Source organism: Paraburkholderia sp. AV2 (assembly GCF_054968425.1).
Map to the genome: position 1 here is coordinate 325,512 of NZ_JBANLK010000001.1, position 26,243 is coordinate 351,754.

Annotated in this window: 23 protein-coding genes; 22 read left to right on the forward strand and 1 reads right to left on the reverse strand. The window is 62.9% G+C overall.

What is annotated here, in order from left to right; all coding sequences use genetic code 11:
• Positions 1-123: 123 nt before the first annotated feature.
• The 22 genes from V8683_RS01630 to V8683_RS01735 all read left to right on the forward strand — a co-directional run bounded on the left by V8683_RS01630 (position 124) and on the right by V8683_RS01735 (position 24,668).
• A complete protein-coding gene (locus V8683_RS01630; RefSeq protein WP_411187978.1) occupies positions 124-1,341 on the forward strand; it encodes an ABC transporter substrate-binding protein in 1,218 nt (405 codons plus the stop codon).
• A 119-nt stretch (positions 1,342-1,460) separates the two neighbouring features.
• A complete protein-coding gene (locus V8683_RS01635) occupies positions 1,461-2,345 on the forward strand; it encodes a branched-chain amino acid ABC transporter permease (RefSeq protein WP_411187980.1) in 885 nt (294 codons plus the stop codon).
• A complete protein-coding gene (locus V8683_RS01640; RefSeq protein ID WP_411187982.1) occupies positions 2,345-3,316 on the forward strand; it encodes a branched-chain amino acid ABC transporter permease in 972 nt (323 codons plus the stop codon). The genes V8683_RS01635 and V8683_RS01640 overlap by 1 nt, the downstream gene beginning before the upstream one ends.
• Before the next feature lie 590 nt (positions 3,317-3,906).
• Positions 3,907-5,073: an ABC transporter substrate-binding protein gene (locus V8683_RS01645; RefSeq protein ID WP_411187984.1), complete on the forward strand. Its 1,167-nt coding sequence runs from the start codon at positions 3,907-3,909 to the stop codon at positions 5,071-5,073.
• Positions 5,074-5,247: 174 nt separating this feature from the next.
• Positions 5,248-6,303 carry a branched-chain amino acid ABC transporter permease gene (locus V8683_RS01650; RefSeq protein ID WP_411187986.1) on the forward strand — a complete coding sequence of 352 codons (1,056 nt, stop codon included), beginning with the start codon at positions 5,248-5,250 and terminating at the stop codon, positions 6,301-6,303.
• A gap of 4 nt (positions 6,304-6,307) precedes the next feature.
• Positions 6,308-8,095: a branched-chain amino acid ABC transporter ATP-binding protein/permease gene (locus V8683_RS01655; RefSeq protein WP_411187988.1), complete on the forward strand. Its 1,788-nt coding sequence runs from the start codon at positions 6,308-6,310 to the stop codon at positions 8,093-8,095.
• Complete coding sequence (locus V8683_RS01660; protein WP_411187990.1) at positions 8,095-8,850, forward strand: ABC transporter ATP-binding protein; 756 nt, start codon at positions 8,095-8,097, stop codon at positions 8,848-8,850. Before V8683_RS01655 ends, V8683_RS01660 begins: the two co-directional genes overlap by 1 nt.
• 219 nt (positions 8,851-9,069) lie before the next feature.
• Complete coding sequence (mnmG, locus tag V8683_RS01665) at positions 9,070-11,028, forward strand: tRNA uridine-5-carboxymethylaminomethyl(34) synthesis enzyme MnmG (protein ID WP_411187992.1); 1,959 nt, start codon at positions 9,070-9,072, stop codon at positions 11,026-11,028.
• Positions 11,025-11,714, forward strand: coding sequence for a 16S rRNA (guanine(527)-N(7))-methyltransferase RsmG (gene rsmG, locus V8683_RS01670; RefSeq protein WP_411187994.1), 690 nt, complete (start codon positions 11,025-11,027; stop codon positions 11,712-11,714). Before mnmG ends, rsmG begins: the two co-directional genes overlap by 4 nt.
• Before the next feature lie 65 nt (positions 11,715-11,779).
• On the forward strand, positions 11,780-12,550 hold the full coding sequence (locus V8683_RS01675; protein WP_411187996.1) for a ParA family protein: 771 nt from the start codon (positions 11,780-11,782) through the stop codon (positions 12,548-12,550).
• A gap of 59 nt (positions 12,551-12,609) precedes the next feature.
• Positions 12,610-13,497: a ParB/RepB/Spo0J family partition protein gene (locus V8683_RS01680; RefSeq protein WP_411187998.1), complete on the forward strand. Its 888-nt coding sequence runs from the start codon at positions 12,610-12,612 to the stop codon at positions 13,495-13,497.
• 34 nt (positions 13,498-13,531) lie between these two features.
• Positions 13,532-14,671 carry an SLC13 family permease gene (locus tag V8683_RS01685; protein WP_411188000.1) on the forward strand — a complete coding sequence of 380 codons (1,140 nt, stop codon included), beginning with the start codon at positions 13,532-13,534 and terminating at the stop codon, positions 14,669-14,671.
• Between the two features lie 328 nt (positions 14,672-14,999).
• Positions 15,000-15,524: an ATP synthase subunit I gene (locus tag V8683_RS01690; RefSeq protein ID WP_411188002.1), complete on the forward strand. Its 525-nt coding sequence runs from the start codon at positions 15,000-15,002 to the stop codon at positions 15,522-15,524.
• A 110-nt stretch (positions 15,525-15,634) separates the two neighbouring features.
• Positions 15,635-16,483, forward strand: a complete 849-nt coding sequence (gene atpB, locus V8683_RS01695; protein WP_411188004.1) for a F0F1 ATP synthase subunit A — start codon at positions 15,635-15,637, stop codon at positions 16,481-16,483.
• 114 nt (positions 16,484-16,597) lie between these two features.
• Positions 16,598-16,888, forward strand: coding sequence for a F0F1 ATP synthase subunit C (gene atpE, locus V8683_RS01700; RefSeq protein ID WP_156954257.1), 291 nt, complete (start codon positions 16,598-16,600; stop codon positions 16,886-16,888).
• 195 nt (positions 16,889-17,083) lie between these two features.
• Positions 17,084-17,554 carry a F0F1 ATP synthase subunit B gene (locus V8683_RS01705; protein ID WP_411188006.1) on the forward strand — a complete coding sequence of 157 codons (471 nt, stop codon included), beginning with the start codon at positions 17,084-17,086 and terminating at the stop codon, positions 17,552-17,554.
• Positions 17,555-17,556: 2 nt separating this feature from the next.
• Complete coding sequence (locus V8683_RS01710; protein ID WP_411188008.1) at positions 17,557-18,096, forward strand: F0F1 ATP synthase subunit delta; 540 nt, start codon at positions 17,557-17,559, stop codon at positions 18,094-18,096.
• A 59-nt stretch (positions 18,097-18,155) separates the two neighbouring features.
• Positions 18,156-19,697, forward strand: coding sequence for a F0F1 ATP synthase subunit alpha (atpA, locus tag V8683_RS01715; RefSeq protein ID WP_411188010.1), 1,542 nt, complete (start codon positions 18,156-18,158; stop codon positions 19,695-19,697).
• 84 nt (positions 19,698-19,781) lie between these two features.
• Positions 19,782-20,663: a F0F1 ATP synthase subunit gamma gene (gene atpG, locus V8683_RS01720; RefSeq protein WP_411188012.1), complete on the forward strand. Its 882-nt coding sequence runs from the start codon at positions 19,782-19,784 to the stop codon at positions 20,661-20,663.
• A gap of 70 nt (positions 20,664-20,733) precedes the next feature.
• On the forward strand, positions 20,734-22,128 hold the full coding sequence (atpD, locus tag V8683_RS01725; protein ID WP_411188013.1) for a F0F1 ATP synthase subunit beta: 1,395 nt from the start codon (positions 20,734-20,736) through the stop codon (positions 22,126-22,128).
• A gap of 87 nt (positions 22,129-22,215) precedes the next feature.
• Positions 22,216-22,641, forward strand: a complete 426-nt coding sequence (locus tag V8683_RS01730) for a F0F1 ATP synthase subunit epsilon (RefSeq protein WP_027793064.1) — start codon at positions 22,216-22,218, stop codon at positions 22,639-22,641.
• 284 nt (positions 22,642-22,925) lie between these two features.
• Positions 22,926-24,668: an AMP-binding protein gene (locus V8683_RS01735; protein WP_411188015.1), complete on the forward strand. Its 1,743-nt coding sequence runs from the start codon at positions 22,926-22,928 to the stop codon at positions 24,666-24,668.
• Between the two features lie 756 nt (positions 24,669-25,424).
• Here V8683_RS01735 and V8683_RS01740 read toward each other — a convergent pair.
• On the reverse strand, positions 25,425-26,192 hold the full coding sequence (locus tag V8683_RS01740) for a transporter substrate-binding domain-containing protein (protein ID WP_411190468.1): 768 nt from the start codon (positions 26,190-26,192) through the stop codon (positions 25,425-25,427).
• Positions 26,193-26,243: the final 51 nt, after the last annotated feature.

Sequence of the window (26,243 nt, forward strand, 5' to 3'; positions counted from 1 at the left end):
CTGCATGTTGGGGCCGGCCCGGCCGGAGGTGACTTGCCGTGCCGCTCGCAACGTGTCTGCCGTGAATTGTTGTCTCGCCGTATTGCTTCGATAACAACGCAACCAGAAAAGAAGGAGACTGTCATGAAGAAAACGACGTTCGCGCGGCTCGCCACCCTCGTTGCCGCAGTGGCCGCAGCGACGGCGCTCGGCGCGGGGAATGCGCAGGCCGCCGACGATGCGGTGAAGATCGGTTTCATCACCGATATGTCGGGCCTCTATGCCGACGACGACGGCCAGGGCGGCCTCGTCGCCGTCAAGATGGCGGTGGCGGACTTTGGCGGCAAGGTGCTCGGCAAGCCGATCGAGGTCATGTATGCCGACCACCAGAATAAAGCCGACATCGCGGCTTCGAAGGCACGCGAGTGGATGGACCGCGACGGGCTCGACATGCTGCTCGGCGGCACGAACTCGGCCACCGCGCTCTCCATGAATCAGGTCGCGCTCGAGAAGAAGCGCGTGTACTTCAACACCGGCGCGGGCACGGATGCGCTGACGAACGAGCAGTGCACGCCGTACACGGTCCACTACGGTTACGACACGGTTGCGCTGGCGAAGGGCACGGGCCTCGCCGTGGTCAAGCAGGGCGGCAAGACGTGGTTCTTCCTGACCGCCGACTACGCATTCGGCAAATCGCTCGAAAAGAACACCGCCGACGTCGTGAAGGCGAACGGCGGCCAGGTGCTCGGCGAAGTCCGGCATCCGCTTTCGGCTTCGGACTTCTCGTCGTTCCTGCTGCAGGCGCAGGCGTCGAAGGCACAGATCCTCGGCCTCGCGAACGCGGGCGGCGACACGGTCAATTCGATCAAGGCCGCGAAGGAATTCGGCATCACGAAGACGATGAAGATCGCGGCGCTGCTGATGTTCCTGCCGGACGTGAACAGCCTCGGGCTCGAAACGACGCAGGGCCTCGAGCTGACGACCGGCTGGTACTGGGATCAGAACGACGCGTCGCGCAAGTGGGCGCAGCGCTATTACGACCAGACGAAGAAGATGCCGTCCGAACTGCAGGCCGCCGACTATTCGTCGGTGATGACGTATCTGAAAGCGGTGCAGGCGGCCGGTACGACCGATTCGGACAAGGTGATGGCCGAGCTCAAGAAGACGAAGATCGACGACTTCTACACGAAGGGCGGCTATATCCGCGCGGACGGCGTGCTGATTCACGACATGTACCTGGTCGAGGTGAAGAAGCCGTCCGAGTCGAAGCGGCCGTGGGACTACTACAAGGTGCTGGAGACGATCCCGGGCGAGCAGGCGTACACGACGAAGCAGGAATCGCGCTGCGCCTTGTGGAAGTAAGCGTACCAGGTGCAATTGAGCGCAACTGAGCGCGGCGGTGTTTTCGTGGCGCGCGGTACGGCTTTGCCGTGCCGCGTCGCGTACCGCACGAATGCGATCTTGAGGAGATGGCGGCTTTCATGACGATCTTTGGCATTCCGCTGCCGGCTGTGCTGAGCCAGTTGCTGCTCGGGCTCGTGAACGGCTCGTTCTATGCGATTCTGAGTCTTGGCCTCGCGGTGATTTTCGGCATGCTCAACGTGATCAATTTCACGCACGGCGCGTTGTTCATGCTGGGTGCGATGCTCACGTGGATGGGGCTTGCCTACTTCGGCCTGCCGTACTGGGCGATGCTCGTCATCGCGCCGGTGGTGGTGGGGCTGTTCGGCATGGTGATCGAGCGCACGATGCTGCGCTGGATTTACCGGCTCGACCATCTGTACGGACTCCTGTTGACTTTCGGTTTGACGCTCACGATCGAGGGGGTGTTCCGCGCGATCTACGGTTCGTCGGGGCAGCCCTACGACGTCCCCGAGGCGCTTTCGGGCGCGACCGATCTCGGCTTCATGTATCTGCCTAACTATCGCGCATGGGTGGTGGTCGCGTCGCTGGTCGTGTGCTTCGCAACCTGGTTCGTGATCGAGAAGACGCGCATTGGCGCCTATCTGCGTGCCGGTACCGAGAACCCCAAGCTCGTCGAGGCGTTCGGCATCAACGTGCCGCTCATGGTCACGCTGACCTATGGCTTTGGCGTTGCGCTCGCGGCATTCGCGGGCGTGCTGGCCGCGCCCGTGATCCAGGTCTCGCCCCTCATGGGCCAGCCCCTCATCATCACGGTGTTCGCCGTGGTCGTGATCGGCGGCATGGGGTCGATCATGGGGTCGATCGTGACCGGCCTCGTACTGGGCGTGATCGAGGGCTTTACGCGCGTGTTCTGGCCCGAGGCGTCGGCCACGGTGGTGTTCGTGATCATGGCGATCGTGCTGCTGATTCGCCCCGCAGGCCTCTTCGGCAAGGAAAGGTGATGCAAAGAAAAGCGCTTTATGGACTGCTGCTGGTCGCCCTGCTGCTCGCGCCGCTCGCAGGGGTGTATCCGCTCTTCGTGATGAAGGTGCTGTGCTTCGGGCTTTTCGCCGTGGCGTTCAACCTGCTGATCGGTTACACGGGGCTGCTCTCGTTCGGGCACGCGATGTTTCTCTCGACGGCCGGCTACCTCACCGGCTACACGATGCAGTCGCTCAACTTCACGCCCGAGCTCGGCGTGCTGACGGGCACTCTGGCGGCGACGCTGCTGGGTCTCGTAACCGGCATCTTCGCGATCCGCCGCCAGGGCATCTACTTCGCGATGGTGACGCTCGCGCTCGCGCAGATGATCTACTTCGTCTACCTGCAGGCGCCGTTCACGCATGGCGAAGACGGATTGCAGGCGGTGCCGCGCGGCAAGCTGTTCGGCCTCGTGTCGCTTTCGTCGGATCTCGTGCTGTATTACGTCGTGCTTTTCGTCATGGCGCTCGCGTTCCTGTTCATCGTTCGGGTCGTGCACTCGCCGTTCGGACAGGTGCTTGCCGCGATCAAGGAGAACGAGCCGCGCGCCATTTCTCTCGGCTACGACACCGACCGCTTCAAGCTGCTCGCGTACGTGCTCTCCGCAGGCCTCGCGGGCCTTGCGGGGTCGCTCAAGGTGCTCGTGCTCGGCTTCGAGACGCTGGGCGACGCCTACTGGACCATGTCCGGCCTCGTGATCCTGATGACGCTCGTGGGCGGCATGGGCACGCTGTTCGGGCCACTGCTGGGCGCGGCGCTGATCGTTTCGCTCGAGGACCGGCTGGGCGATATCGGCGGCGCGCTGGCCTCGCTGACGGGCGTGAGCTGGTTCAACTCGCTCGGTGAGTCCGCAACGATCGTCACGGGCCTCATCTTCATTGCGTGCGTGCTGGCCTTCCGGCGCGGCATCGTGGGCGAGATCGTCGCGCGCGTGAAGCCCTTGCGAGCGTGACGTGGCGGGCCTGAGCGGCGGACCTGATGGCGGACGCGACGACTGCGGGCTGCGCTGCAGACGAGCGAATTCTCGTGTACGCTTGCGGCCGTTCATCAGCGCTTTTTCCCTAAGACAAAATGGTGTCGGCGCGCCCCAATTCGGTGCTGCGCTGCACCACTAGGGTAAATGCTAGTTGTAGGCCAGGGGCCCGAAGTTTAAAGTCTCTCCTAGTTCTGATGCACCTAATTTGCAGGTGGAGAACGAGGAGACAACTGAGGCACAAAGTGCCCGGACAAGGAAGCGCTGTTGGACAGGAGTCCAACAGCGCTTTTTATTTTAGCCGACGATTTTCCATCCCGGCGGCACTGCGAAACAGCAGTACCCGCGATCGCGAATCCGGCCCGCAGCAGCATCGCCAGAAAGGCACGATGGTTTTCCGTCGTGCCTTTTTTGTTGCGTGCGCAAGCAAGACGCGCACAGGCAGGGAAAACCATGCGTTACACGCGCGATGCCGGTTACTACACTCAAGGGCCGACGCCAATTTACGAAGATATTAGTGATTGGCGCGGGGTCAATCGACACGCAAACCAGGCGTTTGGAGACGCGTAATGAAAACGAAGTGGGCATTGAAGGCGATGAGCGCCGGACTCGCAATGGCGCTGATGGGGAGCGCCGGCGTGGCGCTTGCGCAGGTGAAGATCGGGGTGACGCTTTCGGCAACGGGGCCGGCGGCGTCGCTCGGCATTCCCGAGAAGAACACGATTGCGCTGCTGCCGAAGGAGATCGCGGGCAAGAGCGTGCAATACATTGTGCTCGACGACGCGTCGGACACGAGCAAGGCCGTGCAGAACACGCACAAGCTGATCGACGATGATCACGTGGACGCGATCATCGGTTCGTCGGTGACGCCGAATTCGCTGGCGATGCTCGACGTGGTCGCGCAGGGCAAGACGCCGATGATTTCGCTCGCGGCTTCGACGGCGATCATCCAGCCGATGGACGACAAGCGCAAATGGGCCTTCAAGCCGCCGCAGAACGACAGCCTGATGGCGGATGCGATTGCCGGCTACATGCAGAAGCACGGCGTGAAGACGGTGGGCTTCATCGGCTTCACGGACGCCTACGGCGATAGCTGGCTCAAGGAATTCAGCGCGGCGGCGGCGAAGCACAACCTCAAGATCGTCGAGACCGAGCGCTTCAACCGCACCGATTCGTCGGTGACGGGGCAGGCGCTCAAGCTCATGTCGGCGAATCCGGACGCGGTGCTGATCGCCGGGTCGGGCACGCCTTCGGCGCTGCCCGCGACGACGCTGAAAGACCGCGGCTACAAGGGCAAGATCTATCAGACGCATGGTGTAGCGAACAACGACTTCCTGCGCGTCTGCGGCAAGGACTGCGACGGCGAATTGCTGCCCGCCGGCCCGATCCTGGTGGCCGACCAGTTGCCGGATTCGAATCCGGTCAAAAAGTCGGCGTTGGCCTACAAGGCGGCCTACGAGAAGGCCTACGGCGCCGGTTCCGTCGCGACCTTCGGCGGTCACGCGTGGGATGCCGGGCAGATGCTCGAACGCGCGATTCCGGTTGCGCTGAAATCGGGTCAGCCCGGCACCGAAGCGTTCCGCGTCGCGCTGCGCGATGCGCTCGAAAACATCAAGGAACTGCCGCTCTCGCACGGCATCATGAACACGACGCCTACCGATCACAACGGTCTCGACGACCGCGCCCGCGTGATCGTCGAGGTCGTCGACGGCAAGTGGAAGCTGCAGGGCGACTGATGTCGCTTCCCGCGTGAAAAAGGGGCCGCCCGCGAAGCGGACGGCCCGCCGTGAACGCGCGTTTGCCGCCGCAGGCTGCCGCATCCCGCCGGATGGCGCGTTCGTGCCGTCCTGTTGTTTCGCCTGTCCGTTGCTCGACGTTCCAGGCTGACTGGGTTCCAGGAAGAGGGGTGTATGGATTTATCGATCGCCGCGATCCTCGCGCAGGACGGCATCACCACGGGCGCCATCTACGCGCTGCTCGCGCTTGCGCTGGTGCTGGTGTTTTCCGTTACGCGGGTGATCTTCATTCCGCAAGGCGAGTTCGTCTCCTATGGCGCACTCACGCTCGCGGCATTGCAGTCGCAGAAGTTTCCGGCCACTTGCTGGCTGCTCGTGGCGCTTGGCGCGGCCTGCTTCGTCGTGGAAGCCGCGGGGCTCGTGCGGCACGCCGAGCGGCGGCGGTACGCGGCGCGCACGCTCGTGACGCTCGCGGGCAAGTACCTGCTGTTTCCCATCGCGCTCTACGCGCTGACGCGCAGCGTGGCTGCCGGGCCGCTGCCGATGCTCGTGCAGATCGCGCTCACGCTCGCGATCGTCGTGCCGATGGGGCCGTTCATTTACCGGCTGGCCTACGAGCCCATCGCGGAGGCGACCACGCTGCTGCTGCTCATCGTCGCGGTGGCGGTGCACTTCGTCATGGTCGGGCTCGGCCTCGTGATGTTCGGGGCCGAAGGCTCGCGCACCAATGCGTTTTCCGACGCCACGTTCAACATCGGCAGTCTTTCGATCTCGGGGCAAAGCCTCTGGGTGATCGGCACGGCCGCCGTACTGATCGTTGCGCTGTACGTCTACTTCGACCGCACGATTTCGGGCAAGGCGCTGCGCGCCACGGCCGTGAACCGGCTTGGCGCGCGGCTTGTCGGCATCGGCACGACGCAGGCCGGGCGGCTTGCGTTCACCCTTGCTGCGGGGCTGGGCGCGCTGTGCGGCATTCTCGTCGCGCCGCTCACCACGATCTATTACGACTCAGGCTTCCTGATCGGCCTGAAGGGCTTCGTGGGCGCGATCATCGGCGGGCTCGTGAGCTATCCGCTGGCCGCCGCGGGGTCTGTGTTCGTCGGTCTGCTCGAATCGTATTCGTCGTTCTGGGCCAGCTCCTGGAAGGAAGTGATCGTGTTCACGCTCATCATCCCCGTGCTGCTGTGGCGCAGTTTCGCGACGCCGCACACCGAAGAAGAGGAGGAGTGAGGCGATGAAACGAATCATTCTGCGCAACCGCTTCTTCTGGCTGTTTCTGATCGTCATGTTCGCGCTGCCGGTGCTGCCTGGTCCCGTGCACATGCCGGAATACTGGATCACGCTGCTGAACTACATCGGCCTCTATGCGATCGTCGCTATCGGGCTTGTGCTCCTGACCGGCATCGGCGGGATGACGAGCTTCGGGCAAGCCGCGTTTGTCGGAATCGGCGCTTATGCAACGGCGTATCTCACGACCCAGTACGGCATCTCGCCGTGGTTCGCACTGATCGCGGGCGTAGTGCTGACGGCGCTCGTGGCGCTCGTGCTGGGACTCGTGACGATGCGGCTCTCCGGGCACTTCCTGCCGCTCGGGACGATCGCCTGGGGTCTGGCGCTGTACTTCCTGTTCGGCAATCTCGACGCGCTCGGCAAGTACGACGGCATCAACGGCATTCCGGCGCTCAATGTGTTCGGCATCGAGCTCGATTCGGGGCGCCATATCTATTACCTGATCTGGGTTGTCGTGCTGCTGTCGGTCGTCTCGGTTCAAAATCTGCTGAATAGCCGCGCCGGGCGGGCCATTCGCGCGCTGCGCGGCGGCGGCCTGATGGCCGAGGCGATGGGCGTCAACACGGCGTGGATGCGCGTCGTCATCTTCGTCTATGCGGCCGTGCTCGCGGCCGTTTCCGGCTTCCTGTACGCCCATTTGCAGCGAGCCGTGAACCCGACGCCGTTCGGCCTGAACCACGGCATCGAGTATCTGTTCATGGCGGTGGTGGGCGGCGTGGCGCACGTTTGGGGTGCGGTGCTGGGCGCGGCGATTCTGACCGTGCTGCAGGACTGGCTGCAGACCATCCTGCCGAAACTGCTGGGCGAGAACGGCAACTTCGAGATCATCGTGTTCGGCATTCTGATGGTGCTGCTGCTGCAATATGCGCGACGCGGTGTCTGGCCATTCGTCGCACGATTCTTTCCGCGCGGCTCGCAGGCCCATGTGCCCGATCATGCCGATCCTTTGCCGCAGCGCAGCAAACCCGCCGCCGGCGAGTTGCTGCTCACGGTCGACAAGGCGCGCAAGCAGTTCGGCGGTCTGGTCGCCGTCAACGACGTGAGCTTCGAGGTGCGCGCCGGCCAGATCATCGGCCTGATCGGCCCGAACGGGGCAGGCAAATCGACCACGTTCAACCTGGTGACCGGCGTGCTGCAGCCGACGAGCGGCGAGATCACGTTCCGCGGCGAGCGCATCGACCGGCTGACTTCACGTGAAATCGTCGCGCGCGGAATCGGCCGTACGTTTCAGCACGTCAAGCTGCTACCGACGATGACGGTGCTGGAGAACGTCGCGATCGGTGCGCATCTGCGCGGCCACGCGGGCGTGCTGCGCAGCGTCGCGAAGCTCAACGCTGCGGAGGAAGGGCGGCTCATGGGCGAGGCGGCGAGGCAGCTCCGTCGCGTTGGCCTCGATCAGCATATGTACGAAGAGGCCGGCAGTCTCGCGCTTGGCCAGCAGCGAATTCTGGAGATCGCGCGCGCACTCTGCTGCGACCCGACCTTGCTGCTGCTCGATGAACCGGCGGCCGGCCTGCGTTACCAGGAGAAGCAGCAACTGGCCGTACTGCTGCGCAAGCTGAAAGAAGAGGGGATGAGCGTGCTGCTGGTGGAACACGATATGGATTTCGTGATGAACCTCACCGACCGGCTGGTCGTGATGGAGTTTGGCACGCGGATCGCGGAGGGGCTGCCTGAGGAAGTGCAGAAGGACCCGGCGGTGCTCGAAGCTTACCTGGGCGGGGTGGAGTGATGAAAGCGCCAGTGACTCCTGTACTGGAAGTCTCCCGCCTCTCGGTTCGCTACGGCAAGATCGAGGCGCTGCACCAGGCCGCGATCACGGTGGGCGCCGGGCAGATCGTCTCCGTGATCGGGCCGAACGGCGCCGGCAAGTCCACCTTGCTCAACGCCATCATGGGCGCGCTGCCCGCCACCGGTCATGCGGGCGGGCGGATCGCTTATCTGGGCGAAGAGGTGGGCGCGCTACCGATCGAGGAGCGCGTTGCCCGCGGCATGTGTCTCGTGCCGGAAAAGCGCGAACTGTTCGCGACGATGACCGTCGAGGACAATCTCGTGCTGGGCGCGTATCGGCGCAAGCGGGCGGGCGAGCGCAACTTCCTCGATCAACTCGATCACGTATTCGATCTGTTTCCGCGGCTCAAGGAACGGCGAGCTCAGGCGGCCGGGACGCTCTCGGGCGGCGAACGGCAGATGCTGGCCGTCGGCCGGGCGCTCATGGGCAAGCCCGATCTGCTCATGCTCGACGAGCCGAGCCTCGGCCTGGCGCCGCTGATCGTGAAGGAGATCTTCCATATCATCAGTGCGCTGCGGCAGACCGGCGTGGCGACCTTGCTGATCGAGCAGAACGCGCGCGCGGCGCTGCAGATTTCGGACTACGGCTACGTGCTGGAGACCGGCGATCTGGCACTGGAAGGGCCGGCGAACGAGCTGGCGCAGAATCCCCGCGTTATCGAAACGTATCTCGGCCTGGCGAAAAAGACGGCCTGACGACTCTGTATGTTGTTCACGAAGCGGTGTGTTTCACGTGAAACACACCGTTTTTTTTCGCCCTGGCCTTGCTTGGGCCAGAAGTAAGAGGGCCGAGGCCTTAACTCAGGCCGACAAAAATTCGGGCGTGAGCGGCTCAAAACGCTAAACCGTTATAATTCGCCCATCCCACTTTTTCTGAGAAGGCTCACGCAGGTTCGCCGTGCGTGAGGTCCGGCCATGTTTTATCCCACAGAGTTTGACATAATCGTCGTCGGCGGCGGTCACGCCGGCACCGAGGCCGCGCTTGCCGCCGCCCGCATGGGCGTCAAGACGCTCCTGCTCACGCACAACATCGAGACGCTTGGCCAGATGAGCTGCAATCCGTCGATTGGCGGTATTGGCAAAGGCCATCTGGTGAAGGAAGTCGATGCCCTGGGCGGCGCGATGGCGGCTGCTACCGACGAAGGCGGCATTCAATTCCGTATCCTGAATTCGTCGAAGGGGCCGGCAGTGCGCGCGACGCGCGCGCAGGCCGATCGCATCCTGTACAAGGCCGCGATCCGTCGGCGCCTGGAAAACCAGCCGAATCTCTGGCTGTTCCAGCAGGCGGTCGAAGACCTGATGGTCGAGGGCGACCGCGTGGTCGGAGCGGTGACGCAGGTTGGCATCCGCTTCCGCAGCCGGGCAGTCGTGCTGACGGCGGGGACGTTCCTCGACGGCAAGATTCACGTGGGTCTCAACAACTACACGGGCGGCCGCGCCGGCGATCCGGCAGCGGTGACGCTGTCGGCGCGCCTGAAGGAATTGAAGCTCCCGCAGGGCCGCCTGAAGACGGGTACACCGCCGCGCATCGACGGCCGCACGATCGATTTTTCGGTACTGGAAGAGCAGCCGGGCGACCTTGATCCGGTGCCGGTGTTCTCGTTCCTGGGCCGCGCCGAACAGCATCCGCGCCAGATTCCGTGCTGGGTCACGCATACGAATGAGCGTACGCACGACATCATTCGCGGCGGTCTCGATCGCTCGCCGATGTATACGGGCGTGATCGAAGGGGTGGGGCCGCGCTACTGCCCGTCGATCGAGGACAAGATTCACCGCTTCGCCTCGAAGGAATCGCACCAGATTTTCCTTGAGCCGGAAGGACTGACGACCAACGAGTTCTACCCGAACGGAATCTCGACGAGCCTGCCGTTCGACGTCCAACTGGAGCTTGTGCATTCGATGCGCGGCCTTGAGCACGCGCATATCCTGCGTCCGGGTTACGCAATCGAGTACGACTATTTCGATCCTCGCGGCCTGAAGGCGTCGCTGGAGGCGAAGGTGATCCAGGGTCTGTTTTTTGCGGGCCAGATCAATGGCACGACCGGCTATGAAGAAGCCGCGGCACAGGGTCTGCTCGCCGGGATCAACGCGGGTCTGCAGGTGCAGGGCAAGGACGCGTGGTGCCCGCGCCGCGACGAAGCCTACTTGGGGGTGCTGGTCGACGATCTGGTAACGCGCGGTGTTTCGGAGCCGTATCGCATGTTCACGAGCCGTGCCGAGTACCGCTTGAGCCTTCGCGAAGACAATGCGGATATGCGCCTGACGGAGATTGGCCGCGAGCTGGGCGTCGTCGACGATGTGCGCTGGGAAGCATTCAGCCGCAAGCGCGACGCTGTTTCACGTGAAACAGAGCGCCTGAAGTCGACGTGGGTGAATCCGAAAAGCCTGCCGGCCGAAGAGGCGACGGCGCTGCTCGGCAAGCCGATCGATCGCGAGTACAACCTCGCGGATCTGCTGCGCCGCCCGGGCGTTAGCTACGACGGCGTGTGCGGTTTGCGCGAAGGTGCATGCAGCCCCGAAACGCCGCTGGCCGGCGACGAGATCCTGCTCGCGCAGATCAAGGAACAGATCGAGATTGGCATCAAATATCAGGGTTATATCGATCGTCAGGCCGACGAAATCGAGCGCAACGGCGCGCAGGAGAACACGCGCCTGCCGGAGGGTATCGACTACGCCGAGGTGCGAGGCCTCTCGTTCGAAGTGCGCCAGAAGCTGACGCAGCATCGACCCGAAACTATTGGCCAGGCGTCGCGTATCCAGGGCGTGACGCCGGCCGCGATCTCGCTGTTGATGGTGCACCTCAAGCGCGGCCTTGGCCGTCGGCGTCAGAATCCGGCCGATTCCGGCTCGGACAACACGCCGGTGGCGCAATGACGGGCCGCGCGCGGCAACCCGGCGTCGCGGATCGCGAGGCCTTGGCCCGAATGCTGGAGGAGGGCGTCCAGACGCTTGGCATCGAACTGAGCGAGCGGCAGCATGGGCAATTGCTCGACTACGTTGCGCTACTGGCGAAATGGAACGCGGTCTACAACCTGACCGCGATCCGCGACCCGCGCCAGATGCTGATTCAGCACATTCTCGATTCCCTCTCGATCCTGCCGCATTTGCCTTTGCGCGAGAGTGCCGCGGTGCTGGATGTGGGCTCCGGCGGCGGCTTGCCGGGTATCGTGCTGGCGATCGCGCGGCCGGGCTGGTCCGTGACGCTGAACGACATTGTCCACAAGAAGACAGCATTCCAGTCTCAGGCGAAGGCCGAACTGGGTCTCGCGAACCTGTCCGTGATCACCGGGCGTGTCGAGTCGCTGCGCCCTGGGGTCGAAGTGCCGAAAAAATTCGATCTGATCGTGTCGCGGGCATTCGCGGAGCTCGCCGATTTCGTTACACTGGCCCGGCATCTGGTTGCCGATGGCGGCGCGATCTGGGCGATGAAGGGCGTGCGCCCGGACGGCGAAGTCGAGCGCTTGCCGGACGGTGCGCAAGTGGTGCAGACGATTCGCCTCGATGTACCGATGCTGGACGCCGAGCGGCATCTCCTCGAAGTGACGGTCGAACCGGCGTGACAGCGGCAGTGCAGGCGCGATAACGTAAGCAAACTATCCAAGGCAGTAAAAGGGACACTCGAAAGATGGCAAAAATCTTCTGCGTTGCGAACCAGAAGGGCGGCGTCGGCAAGACGACGACAACGGTCAATCTCGCCGCGAGCCTCGCATCGCAGGGACAGCGTGTCCTTCTCATCGATCTCGACCCGCAAGGCAACGCCACGATGGGCAGCGGCATCAACAAGGCCGCGTGCGAGAACACGGTGTATGAAGTACTGGTCGACGGCGTGACGGTGCTCGATGCGCGCACGCGCCCCGAAGCCGTGGGCTACGACGTGCTGCCGGCCAATCGCGAACTGGCCGGCGCCGAAGTCGAGCTCGTCTCCATGGAGCAGCGCGAGCGCCGCTTGAGGAACGCGCTCGAGCAGGTCGAGGCCGAGTACGACTTTGTGCTGATCGATTGCCCCCCGGCGCTCTCGCTGCTCACGCTCAACGGGCTGTGCGCGGCGCATGGCGTCGTGATCCCGATGCAGTGCGAGTACTTCGCGCTCGAAGGGCTGTCCGATCTCGTCAACACGATCAAGCAGGTCCACGCGAACATGAACCGCGACCTGAAGGTGATCGGCCTTTTGCGCGTGATGTTCGATCCGCGCATCACGTTGCAGCAGCAGGTGTCGGAGCAGTTGAAGGAGCACTTCGGCGACAAGGTGTTCGACGCGGTGATCCCGCGCAACGTGCGCCTCGCGGAGGCGCCCAGCTATGGGCTGCCGGGCGTGGTGTTCGATCGCGCGTCGCGCGGCGCCCAGGCGTATGTGCAGTTCGGTGCGGAAATGATCGAGCGGGTGCGCGCGCTTTGACGCCGTTTTTGACATCGCTTTTGACACACCTCGCGGTCAATGCAGACTGAGGGAGCACGATGAACGCAGTAGCACGGAAGAAAGGACTGGGCCGCGGACTGGAGGCGCTGCTTGGCGGCAGCGCGGACATTACCGAGGCGGTGAAGATCGACAGCGCGCCCAACACGCTGCCGCTTACGAAGATGCAGGCGGGCAAATACCAGCCGCGTACGCGCATGGACGAAGGCGCCTTGCAGGAACTGGCGGCGAGCATTCGCGCGCAGGGCCTGATGCAGCCCATCCTCGTGCGCCCGATCGACACCGACCGTTACGAGATCATCGCGGGCGAGCGGCGATTCCGCGCGGCGCACATTGCGGGTCTGACCGAGGTGCCGGTGCTCGTGAAGGACGTTCCGGATCAGGCCGCGGCCGCCATGGCGCTGATCGAGAATATCCAGCGCGAAGACCTCAATCCGCTCGAAGAGGCGCAGGGCATCCAGCGCCTGCTCGACGAGTTTCGTTTCACGCACGAGCAGGCGGCGGAATCCGTCGGCCGTTCGCGCAGCGCCGTGTCCAACTTGCTGCGTCTCCTGAATCTGGCCGCGCCGGTGCAGACCATGCTGCTCGCGGGCGACCTCGACATGGGCCACGCCCGCGCGCTGCTCGCCGTGGACGCGGCGACGCAGATCACGCTCGCCAACCAGGTCGTCAACAAACGGATGTCGGTGCGCGAGACCGAGAAGCTCGTGACGGCCACGACGAAGGCCACGCCCGTGCTGAAGGCGAAGGCGCCCCATGACGGCGGCCGCGATACCCGGCGCCTCGAAGAGGAGCTCTCCGACCTGCTGTCCGCCACGGTGAAGATCAAGCTGGGCAGGCGAGGGCGCGGGCAGTTGACAGTCGACTTCGGCGACCTCGACGCGCTCGACGGCATCCTGCTGCGCCTGCGCGGCGAAACGGCGGCCTGAGTTCGCTGCCGCAGACGTGCGCGACGGCCAACCCTTGCCTGAAACCCGGCACGCTGCGCGCGGACTCCTGCGCCGTATCGGCGCGCTCGCCGTTTCGGAGCCGGTGCTCGCCATCCTGGTTGCGGCATTCGTGCTGCTCCAGGTGTTCGCCCCGCGCGCCTGGGCCTCGCTGCCCGCGCTGGTCGACTGGCAGACGGTCATGACGCTCGCGGGCCTGCTGATTCTGACGAAGGCGATCGAATATTCAGGATTGCTGACGTGGATGGCCCACCGCCTCGTGCGGCGCATTCATTCCGAGCGCGCGCTGGCCCTGTTCCTGATCGCCCTGGCCGCGGCGCTCGCAACGATCGTGACGAATGACGTAGCGCTGTTCGTGGTCGTGCCGCTCATGCTCTCGCTGCACCGGCTCACCCCGTTGCCTCTCAGACAGCTCGTGATCATGGTTGCGCTCGCGGTGAACGCGGGCTCGGTGCTGACACCGCTCGGCAATCCGCAGAACCTGTTTCTCTGGCAACTGAGCGGCGTTTCGTTCGGCCGCTTCGTTGCGGCTTTGGCGCCGCTATGCGCCATGCTGATGACGATGCTGCTCGTCCTCGCCGTGTTCTCTTTCAAATCCCGGCCGCTCGATCTTTCGACCGACACCGATCCGCACCCGGTCGATCGCCCGCTTGCGAGTGTTGCCGGGGTGCTCTTCGTCGCGTTCGTGCTGCTAGCCGATGCGCATCACGCCGGCATCGCGCTCGCGGGCGTTGCCGCAGGCTTTCTGGTGTGGCGCCCGCGCATCGTGTTGAAGATCGACTGGCTGCTGCTCTGCATCTTCGTGCTGATGTTCATTGTCTTGCGCAGTGCGGCCGCGCTACCGTGGATTCACGGTTTGCTCGGCAGTCTCGCTTTGGAGGCTCCGCTGCGCGGATATGTCGCAGGAGCCGTGCTGTCGCAGATCATCAGTAATGTTCCGGCCGCCATCGTGCTCGCAGGGTTCACGCACGACTGGCGCGCATTGGCTTTCGGGGTGAGCGTCGGCGGCTTCGGATTCGCGATCGGTTCGCTCGCCAACCTGATTGCGGTGCGCCTCGCCGGAGAGCGTGGCATGTGGCTGCCGTTTCACCTTTATTCCATCCCGTTCTGGCTGCTCGCCGGCGCAACGGGCGGCTGGCTGCTGCTGCATCTTTGATCCGGTGTTCCGGGGCGTTGCTCCAGCGTTTTTCCGCCGAGTGGATGAGTGTCGCGCTCTGCGGCAATAGCCACCTCGACGTCCGCTTTAACAATTCGCCTCGCCATTGATCCGCGTCGCATTTTCAGGCGCACGCGAGAACCTTACAGTCGTCGTTTATTCCCCTCGAAAAGGCCGCTTTTTCGCATCATGATGCGCTGTTTCACAGGCGTTACAGAGCGACCTAAAATCTTGAATCACCTGCCACTATCGCTTACAATCTGGCCGGATTGACAGTTTGATGCGCCTGAAGGCCTTGTGTAAGGCGTAGGCCGGACCAAGGATCTGCATGATGCGCAAATCGCCTGACCTGTCGCCGTCTGAGGCGTCAGCTCCGCGGGGGGCGCAGCAGCGCTCCAACGATCGGACATCATCCCCTCGGGATGATTGGGACATCGAGCAAGAAAATACAATTACTCCACTTACGCGGGATGAAGCCAGGAAGTTGTTCGGCCCGAAAGTGGATCGTCCGTCGCGTGTAACGCCGCTGCGGGTCGTGGCAGCACAAATAGCTTTGTCGTTGTTGGTGGCGCTAATTGTCTGGCTGTTTTTTGACCGGTCCATGCATGCCGTCCTGTCGGCCTTGCTTGGCGGCGCCGTGTGCTGGGTTCCGGGCGGCCTGTTCGCGCTGTACCTGAAGCGCTCAGGAGGCCGCTCCAGGATGGCATTGGTGGCGGGCGAAGCGTTCAAGGCCGGCATCACGCTGGCGCTCTTCGTCGCTATCGGCGAGACGTATCATGAGGTGCGCTGGCTGCCGATGTTGGCGGCCTACCTGGTGGGGCTCAAGGCGTATTGGGTCGCACTGGCGTTTTGATCAGTGTCTGTCGAGTTCGGTAATCGTGCGCGCGCCCTGGCGGCCGGCGTGCCGATGAACCGAGGGCGGCAGGCCGAACGTATTTTAATATTGCTAAGGTGTCTGAAAAAATGGCAGCAAGCGAATCGCACCTGCTCGAACCTGCGGAATACATCACGCACCACCTGACGTTCTTCTCGAGCAAGCCGCAATCGAGCGTCGTCGACTTCTCCATCATCAATTACGACACGCTGTTCTGGTCGATCCTGACTGGCCTGGCGACCATTCTCATTCTGTGGCTGGCCGCACGCAAGGCTACGTCGGGCGTGCCGTCGCGCTTTCAATGCGCGATCGAGTGGCTGGTCGAGATGGTCGAGGATCAGGCCAAGAGCATGATCCACGGCAGCCGCACCTTTATTGCACCGCTGGCATTGACCGTGTTCATCTGGGTTGCCCTGATGAATTCGCTCGACCTCTTGCCGGTCGATCTGGCCGGCCGTGTCATTGGTCTGCTTGGCCTTTCCTCGGCGATTCCGCACCAGCGGATCGTGCCGACCGCCGACGTCAACGCGACCTTCGGGATGGCGCTCGGCATCTTCATTCTGATGCTCTACTACAGCATCAAGATCAAGGGCCTGGGCGGCTGGCTGCACGAGCTGATCACGGCGCCGTTCGGCGCCCATCCGCTGCTCTGGATTCCCAATCTCGCGCTGAACATTATCGAATACGTGGCCAAGACGGTTTCGCTCGGGATGCGGTTGTTCGGCAACATGTATGCGGGCGAACTGCTGTTCCTGCTGATCGCGCTTCTGGGCGGCATGTGGGGCTTCGGCCTGGATTTCGGTGTGCTTGGCTTTATCGGGCACGTGATCGCGGGCAGCGTCTGGGCAATCTTCCACATCCTGATCGTGCTGCTGCAGGCGTTCATTTTCATGATGCTGACGCTGGTTTATCTCGGCCAGGCGCACGACAAGCACTAAGGCCGCGCTGCCCGTAGCATCAGGTTGTGGTTTGGGTCTCGCTTTACCGGTTTCTTTAACTGGCTTTCCGGTTTTTTTAAATCAAGTAATCAAGTCTTTTTCAGAGGAATAATCATGCAAGATTTGCTCGCCAACATCCACGCTCTGACCGCTCTCATTCAAGGGCCGACCGCCATCGGTATCGGCATCATCATCGGTCTGGGCGCTTGTGGCGCATGTATCGGTATCGGCATGATGGGCGGCAAGTACATCGAGGCCTGCGCACGTCAGCCCGAATTGATGAACCCGCTGCAAACGAAGATGTTCCTGCTGGTTGGCCTGATCGACGCTGCATTCCTGATCGGTGTGGGTATCGCCATGCTGTTCGCGTTCGCCAACCCGCTGTTGTCGAAGATCGCGGGATAAGTTTCCCTGGATGACCGCGTCTCGCCCATACTGAGATTGGCCGCGAATATTGCACGCGACTCCGGCGTGGAGTTTGCCAAACTGAGTCGGGCCCGGCGCGGGGCCAGTGACGGGATGCCCGGCCGGGGTGGCGATCCACTGGATCCGGCCACCGGTTGCCGGGCATCTCTATAGCAACGTTTGGAAGGAAACACCGTGAATCTCAACGCAACCCTGTTTGCGCAATTGATCGTGTTCCTGATCCTCGCGTGGTTCACGATGAAGTTCGTGTGGCCGCCGATGGTCAACGCCCTCGATGAGCGCTCGAAGAAGATTGCCGACGGTCTGTCGGCAGCCGAAAAGGGGCAAGAGGAACTGGCGGCGGCGCACAAGCGCGTCGAGCAGGATCTCGCGCAGGCCCGTGTTGAAGGCCAGCACCGGATCGCCGAAGCCGAAAAGCGCGCGCAGGCGCTCGCCGAAGAAATCAAGGGCCAGGCGCACGCGGAAGCGGCGCGCATCGTCGCCCAGGCGAAAGCCGACGCCGAGCAGCAGGTCATCAAGGCGCGTGAAGGACTGCGCGCGGAAGTCGCCGCACTCGCCGTCCACGGTGCCGAGCAGATCCTGAAGCGCGAAGTCGACCAGACGGCTCATGCCGACCTGCTGAATCAACTGAAAGCCGAGCTCTGATCATGGCCGAACTTGCAACCATCGCCCGCCCGTACGCAGAAGCCCTGTTCGCCGTGGCCGAAGCGGGTGACGTCGCAGCCTGGTCCTCGCTCGTCGCCGAGCTGGCGCAGGTTGCGGCTTTGCCCGAGGTGCTGTCGATCGCGTCGAGCCCGAAAGTGAGCCACGCCCAGGTCGTCGATCTGCTGCTGTCGGCGGTGAAGTCGCCGCTCAAGGACAGCGCCGAGGCGAAGAACCTCGTGCAGATGCTGGTTGCGGGCCATCGCCTGGAACTGCTGCCGCAAATTCACGAGCAGTTCGAATCGCTCAAGAACGCCAAAGAGGGCGCAGCCGACGCGTTGATCGTCAGCGCGTTTCCGCTCGAAGGCGCACAGTTGAACGACCTCGTCGCCAGTCTCGAACACAAGTTCAAACGCAAGCTGAAGCCTTCCGTCGAAGTCGACGAGTCGCTCATCGGTGGCGTGCGCGTCACGGTCGGCGACGAAGTGCTCGATACCTCGGTCCGCGCGCGGCTCGCCAGGATGCAAGCGGTACTGGCCGCCTGAGCATCGATTGCACGCAGCAGCGGCTGGCACGCAACAGAATTGAACATCAGGAGCGAATAATGCAACTCAATCCCTCTGAGATCAGCGAGCTGATCAAGAGCCGGATCCAGGGCCTTGAAGCGAGCGCAGACGTTCGCAACCAGGGCACCGTGATCTCCGTGACCGACGGTATCGTGCGCATCCACGGCCTTTCGGACGTGATGCAGGGTGAAATGCTCGAATTTCCGGGCAACACCTTCGGCCTCGCGCTGAACCTCGAGCGCGACTCGGTCGGCGCGGTGATTCTGGGCGAGTGGGAACACATCTCGGAAGGCAACATCGTCAAGACGACGGGTCGCATTCTGGAAGTGCCGGTGGGCCCGGAACTGATCGGCCGCGTGGTCGATCCTCTCGGCAACCCGATCGACGGCAAGGGCCCGGTCAACGCGAAGTTGACCGACGCGGTCGAAAAGATCGCCCCGGGCGTGATCTGGCGTGAAGGCGTGTCGCAGCCGGTGCAGACGGGCCTCAAGTCGATCGACTCGATGGTGCCGATCGGCCGTGGCCAGCGCGAGCTGATCATCGGCGACCGTCAGTGCGGCAAGACCGCGGTGGCCGTCGACACGATCATCAACCAGAAGGGCAAGAACCTCATCTGTATCTACGTCGCGATCGGCCAGAAGGCTTCGTCGATCCAGAACGTGGTGCGCAAGCTCGAAGAAACGGGCGCGATGGAGTACACGATCGTCGTGGCCGCCTCGGCTTCGGAATCGGCCGCGCTGCAGTATCTCGCGCCGTACTCGGGCTGCACGATGGGCGAATACTTCCGTGACCGCGGCCAGGACGCGCTGATCATTTATGACGATCTGACCAAGCAAGCCTGGGCCTATCGCCAGATCTCGCTGCTGCTGCGCCGCCCGCCGGGCCGTGAAGCTTACCCCGGCGACGTGTTCTATCTGCACTCGCGTCTGCTCGAGCGCGCCGCGCGCGTTTCGGCCGACTACGTCGAGAAGTTCACGAACGGCGAAGTGAAGGGCAAGACGGGTTCGCTCACCGCCCTGCCGATCATCGAAACGCAGGCCGGCGACGTGACCGCGTTCGTTCCGACGAACGTGATCTCGATTACCGACGGCCAGATCTTCCTCGAAACCGACCTCTTCAACGCGGGTATCCGCCCGGCTATCAACGCCGGCGTGTCGGTGTCGCGCGTCGGTGGCGCAGCGCAGACGAAGATCGTCAAGAAGCTGTCGGGCGGTATCCGTACCGACCTCGCGCAGTATCGCGAACTGGCCGCATTCGCCCAGTTCGCCTCGGATCTCGACGAAGCCACCCGCAAGCAGCTCGAGCGCGGCCGCCGCGTGACGGAACTGCTCAAGCAGCCGCAATACCAGCCGCTGCAGGTGTGGGAGCTGGCTGTCGCGCTCTTCTCGGCGAACAACGGCTACCTCGACGACCTCGAGGTGAAGGACGTTCTGCCGTTCGAAAAGGGCCTGCGCGAGTACCTGAAGACGAGCCACGCCGACCTCGTGAAGCGTATCGAGGACACGAAGGATCTGTCGAAGGACGACGAGAACGCGCTGCATGCGGCTATCAAGGACTTCAAGAAGTCCGGCGCATACTGATCCGTCCGGGAATCAAACACGATAAACGGACTGGGACCCGAGTAAGCGCTAAAGCGCTAACTTGGGTCGACAAAGGAGCAAGTTATGGCTGGAATGAAGGAAATTCGCGGCAAGATCAAGAGCGTGCAGAACACGCGCAAGATCACCAAGGCGATGGAGATGGTGGCCGCATCGAAGATGCGCCGCGCCCAGGAGCGCATGCGCGCGGCTCGCCCGTATGCCGACAAGGTCCGTGCCATCGCCGCGCACATGAGCCGTGCAAACCTGGAGTACCGCCATCCGTTCATGATGGTGAACGAAGGCGCCGGGGCTGCGGGTCTCATCCTCGTTACGACCGACAAGGGTCTGTGCGGCGGTATGAATACCAACGTGCTGCGCGCGACACTGCAGAAGTTCAAGGAGCTGGACGAGAAGGGCGTGAAGATCGAAGCCACCGCAATCGGTAGCAAGGGTCTCGGTTTCCTGAATCGTTTCGGCGCGAAGGTGGTGTCGCAGTCGGTGCAGCTCGGCGACACGCCGCACCTCGAAAAGCTGATCGGTGCCGTGAAGGCGCAGCTCGACATGTATTCGGAAGGCAAGCTGTCGGCCGTCTATCTCGCCTACACGCGCTTCGTCAACACGATGAAGCAGGAGGCGGTGATCGAGCAGCTACTGCCGCTGTCGGCGGAGGACTTCGACGCCAGCGCCGACGACGGCACGCCGAAAGCGTCGTGGGATTACATCTACGAGCCGGATGCGCAGTTGGTCGTGGACGAGTTGCTCGTGCGTTACGTTGAAGCGCTGGTGTACCAGGCGGTCGCGGAAAACATGGCGTCGGAACAGTCGGCGCGCATGGTTGCGATGAAGGCCGCCTCGGACAACGCGAAGACGGTGATCAGCGAACTGCAGCTGTCGTACAACAAGAGCCGGCAGGCCGCGATCACGAAGGAATTGTCGGAGATCGTCAGCGGCGCCGCCGCTGTGTAAGCGGACCGGAACTTGGCTCGAGAGTGCGCCTTTGCGCGACTGAAGAATTCAGGTATTGAAAGGAAAATCGATGAGTACAACTGCTTTGCCGGAAGGCAAGATCGTACAGTGCATCGGCGCCGTGATCGACGTGGAGTTCCCGCGTGAGCACATGCCGAAGATCTACGACGCACTGATTCTCGAAGGCACGGAACTGACCCTCGAAGTGCAGCAGCAGCTTGGCGACGGCGTCGTGCGCACCATTTGTCTGGGTGCGTCGGACGGTCTGCGCCGCGGCACCGTGGTGAAGAACACGGGCAAGCCCATTAGCGTGCCGGTCGGCAAGCCGACGCTCGGCCGCATCATGGACGTGCTCGGCCGCCCGATCGACGAAGCGGGCCCGATCGTCAGCGAAACGACGCGCGCGATCCACCAGAACGCCCCGGCGTTCGACGAGCTCTCGCCTTCGGCGGAACTGCTCGAAACCGGCATCAAGGTGATCGACCTGATCTGCCCGTTCGCCAAGGGCGGCAAGGTGGGTCTGTTCGGTGGCGCGGGCGTGGGCAAGACCGTCAACATGATGGAGCTCATCAACAACATCGCGAAGGAGCACGGCGGTTACTCCGTGTTCGCGGGCGTGGGCGAGCGTACCCGTGAGGGCAACGACTTCTACCACGAAATGAAGGACTCGAACGTTCTGGACAAGGTCGCGCTGGTGTACGGCCAGATGAACGAGCCGCCGGGCAACCGTCTGCGCGTCGCGCTGACCGGTCTGACGATGGCCGAGTACTTCCGTGACGAAGGCCTCGACGTGCTGTTCTTCGTCGACAACATCTACCGTTTCACGCTGGCCGGTACCGAAGTGTCGGCACTGCTCGGCCGGATGCCGTCGGCAGTGGGTTATCAGCCGACGCTGGCTGAAGAAATGGGCAAGCTGCAAGAGCGCATCACGTCGACCAAGAAGGGCTCGATTACCTCGGTTCAGGCCGTGTACGTCCCTGCGGACGACTTGACGGACCCGTCACCGGCCACGACCTTCGGCCACCTCGACGCAACCGTCGTGCTCTCGCGTGACATCGCTTCGCTCGGCATCTACCCCGCCGTGGACCCGCTCGATTCGACCTCGCGTCAGATCGACCCGAACGTGATTGGCGAAGAGCACTACTCGATCACGCGTGGCGTGCAGCAGACGCTCCAGCGCTACAAGGAACTGCGCGACATCATCGCGATTCTGGGCATGGACGAACTGTCGCCGGAAGACAAGCTGGCCGTCGCCCGCGCACGCAAGATCCAGCGTTTCCTCTCGCAGCCGTTCCATGTCGCGGAAGTCTTCACGGGCTCGCCGGGCAAGTACGTGCCGCTCAAGGAAACCATCCGCGGCTTCAAGATGATCGTCGACGGCGAGTGCGATCATCTGCCGGAGCAGGCGTTCTACATGGTCGGCACGATCGACGAAGCCTTCGAGAAGGCCAAGAAGATCCAGTAAAGGTTGAGTTGCTGAAAAAGGGGCGCGGTGCTTCGTTCGCGAGGCGCCACGCCCACGCAACTTACTCAGGATCAGGAGTCGACATATATGGCAGCAACCATCAAGGTAGACGTCGTCAGCGCCGAAGAGAGCATCTTCGCGGGCCGGGCGAAGTTCATCGCGCTACCGGGCGAGGCGGGCGAGTTGGGCATTCTGCCGGGTCATACGCCGCTCATCACGCGTATCCGTCCGGGTGCCGTGCGCATCGTCGCTGAAAACGACGAGGAAGAGTTCGTGTTCGTCGCCGGTGGCATTCTCGAAATCCAGCCGGGCGTCGTGACGGTGCTGGCCGACACGGCGATCCGCGGCGCGGATCTCGACGAAGCGAAGGCCGACGAAGCGCGTAAGCGCGCTGAAGAGGTACTGCAGAACGCCGGCTCGAACCTCGAGTACGCGACGGCGCAGGCTGAACTGGCCTACGCGGTGGCGCAGCTCGCGGCGATCCAGCGCCTGCGCAAGATGAACCAGCATTGAGCTGGCGTACGCGCGCATCAGGCTGGTGCCATCAGGTACCGCGTAGTGCGAAGTGAAATGGGCTCCCAACGGGGCCCATTTTTTTTGCTCGTACTCCCCACTTGACGTTTACGGAAAGGTAATGCGAAATCATGCCTTCGGGAGCGGCGAGGGTGCGTGCCTCGGGACCCGGACGCAGCGTATGCGCTGCGGGTAAAACTTGATGCCGGCGCCTGCGGGCCCGGCGCACAATGTTTTTCAAACGGATTTCAATCGGGATCGAGACTCCCGGGGAGACGGCCATCATGGCAATCGACGCACCCGATGCGCGCGAAGCGCTCATCGCGCCGAAAGACGGGCTTTCCTATGTACGCGGCACGACCGCCGTACCGCTTTCCAATGCCACCCTCGGGGCCTTTCTGCAGGACACCGCGGCGCGGGTACCGGAGCGGCCCGCGGTCGTGTTTCGCGAGCAGGGCATCCGCTGGAACTGGCGTGAATTTGCCGAAGAGGTCGACGTGCTCGCTGCGGGTTTGCTCGCGATCGGCATTCGTAAGGGCGACCGTGTCGGCATCTGGTCGCCCAACCGCGTCGAGTGGCTTCTCACCCAGTTCGCCACCGCGCGCGTTGGCGCCGTGCTCGTCAACATCAATCCGGCTTACCGCCTGGCCGAGCTCGAATACGCGCTGAACAAGGTGGGCTGCAAGGCGATTGTCGCCGCCGAGAGCTTCAAGACATCGAAGTACCTCGACATGCTGCAAACGCTTGCGCCCGAGCTCGCGAGCGCGACCCCGGGCGATCTGCATGCGGCGAAGCTGCCGGAACTGCGCGCGGTGATCCGCATGGGCGACACCGAAACGCCGGGGATGCTGAATTTTAGCGAATTGATCGAAGACGGCCGCGAGCGGCTCGAACGGGGTGGCAAGGTCGAGCTCGATGCGATCGGCGCCACGCTGAATGCCGACGATCCCATCAACATCCAGTTCACGAGCGGTACGACCGGCAATCCGAAGGGCGCGACGCTCACGCATCGCAACGTTGTGAATAACGGCCGCTTCATCGCCATGGCGATGCGTCTTACCGAGGCGGATTCGCTTTGCATCCCGGTGCCGCTCTATCACTGCTTCGGCATGGTGCTCGCGGTGCTCGCCTGCGTTTCGGTGGGGGCGAACATGGTGTTCCCCGGCGAAGCGTTCGATCCGCGCGCGACGCTCGAAGCCGTTTCAGAGGAGCAATGCACGGCCCTGCATGGCGTTCCCACGATGTTCATTGCCGAACTCGATCACCCGGACTTTGCGCGCTTCGACCTCTCGCGCCTGCGCACCGGCATCATGGCCGGCTCGCCTTGCCCGATCGAGACAATGAAGCGCGTGGTCTCGCAAATGCATCTGGCGGAGATCACGATCGCTTACGGCATGACGGAGACGAGCCCGGTGTCGTTCCAGAGTTCGACCACGGATCCGCTCGACAAGCGCACGACGACGGTGGGGCAGATCCAGCCTCATCTCGAGGTGAAGATCGTGGATCCGTTCGGTAGCGTCGTGCCCGTCGGCGAGACGGGCGAGCTGTGCACGAAGGGTTATTCGGTGATGCTCGGCTACTGGGGCGACGAGGCGAAGACGGCCGAAGCGATCGTCGACGGCTGGATGCACACGGGGGATCTGGCGACGCTCGACGCCGACGGTTATTGCAACATCGTCGGGCGTCTGAAAGACATGCTGATTCGCGGCGGGGAAAACATCTATCCACGCGAGATCGAAGAATTCCTGTTTCGGCATCCGAAGGTGCAAACCGTGCAGGTGTTCGGCGTGCCCGACGCGAAATACGGCGAGGAGGTATGTGCCTGGATCGTGCTGCGTTCGGGCGAAGCGGTCAGCGCCGAAGAGATTCAGGCATTCTGCCAGGGGCAGATTGCGCACTACAAGATCCCGAAGTACATCCGCTTCGTGGACGAGTTGCCGATGACCGTGACGGGCAAGGCGCAGAAGTTCGTGATGCGCGCACGCATGATCGAAGAGCTGAAACTCGACGAGCAGAAGACGGCGTGAGCGCCCGCCATATCAATTTGCGACACATGGCCCGCGTTAAAATAGCGAGCCGCGTAGCGGGCCATTGTGTGGCAATGATCGGGAAACCGAAGGATGGGTAACGAACGGAAGCCGTCGGCAACACGCGTCGATCCGGAATGGATGAGAAAAGCGCAGACGAAAAAAAAGCGGGCCTGGAGCCCGCTAAAAACCACACGCTACGGGGTTAGCGCGAGGAGACCAAAGAAGGAGCCGGATAGCTACGTACCGCTGGTGTAACGCCGGTACGGCTCCAACAAGGATGCCCCTTGGAAGGGCTTCGGCAAACTGCCGACCGGCTGGTGGTTCATGTCCGCTCACACTGACACCAAGCCACATCCGTGTTGAAACCGTTGAAGGCATTGTGGGCGAATTGATGGGGGTTCGCGGTAACAAAGTGTTTCAGGTTGTAACGCCCGCCAGGTAAGGCTTCGAGGGATTTTTTGCCATCCTGAATGTTTTTTCGAAGTCATTTTTACCGGCGTGTAGTGTGGCGCACAGACACTCAAATGGGCCGTCGATCTCCTGAATTCACGGTGCATAGACAAACGTCCGTCCCGTGGACATTTGGATGCATTGATCTAAGCAAAGCATGCATGCCATGCACGGATGCGAACCGCATCGCCGTCTTTCGACAACTTTCCATCGACTCGGCACACGCCGTGCTCTGCAATGGTCCGTTGCAACTCTTCGTGCGATTTAATGCCCGGTGAGTCGCGCATCAGAGGGCAAAGCGGCTTACTTGAGCCACTTGTCGTAGATAACCTGGTATTCGCCGCTCGCGCGCAGCAGATGCAGCCACTGATCGACGTACTGCTGGAAGATCACGTCGCCGCGCGGCACCATCCATGCCTTTTCGCCGTACTGGAACGGCTGGTCCGGATGCACGGAGCACAGTCCCGGATTCAGCTTTTGCTGCAGCAATGTCTCCGATGCGTCGGTGACCATCACGTCGGCCTTGCCCGCCAGGATCTGCTTGAAGATCGTCACGTTGTCCGGGTAGACCGTCAGCGTCGCATGCGGGAAGAACTGCCGTGCGAAGCGCTCGTTCGTGCCGCCAGGGTTCACGATCACGCGCGTCGACGCCTGGTCGATCTGCGCCACCGTCTGATACCTGGCAACGTCGCCGCAGCGGACGATCGGTGTCTTGCCGTCCACCTGATACGGCTCGGTGAAGAAGGCGCGCTTCTGGCGTTCGAGCGAGGTCGAAACGCCGCCCACTGCCACGTCGCACTTCGCGAGAAAGTCGCTCGTCAGGTTAGACCACGTTGTCCTGACGAACTCGGTTTTCACACCCAGCGATTTCGCCAGCGACTCCGTCATGTCGATGTCGATGCCTTCGAACGCGCCGTCCGGCCGATAGTACGAATAAGGCTTGTAGTCGCCGGTCGTGCAGGCGCGCAGCGTGCCGCGCGCGATCACTTCGTCGAGCCGGGAGGGCGCGGCGGCGCTTTGCGCCCATGCGGGCACGGCGCAGGCGTTGGTGCAAAGGAGGGTGAACGTCACGAACGTGCGGATAACGGCTCCTTTCTTCTTCACGGAGTCTCCTCGATAGCA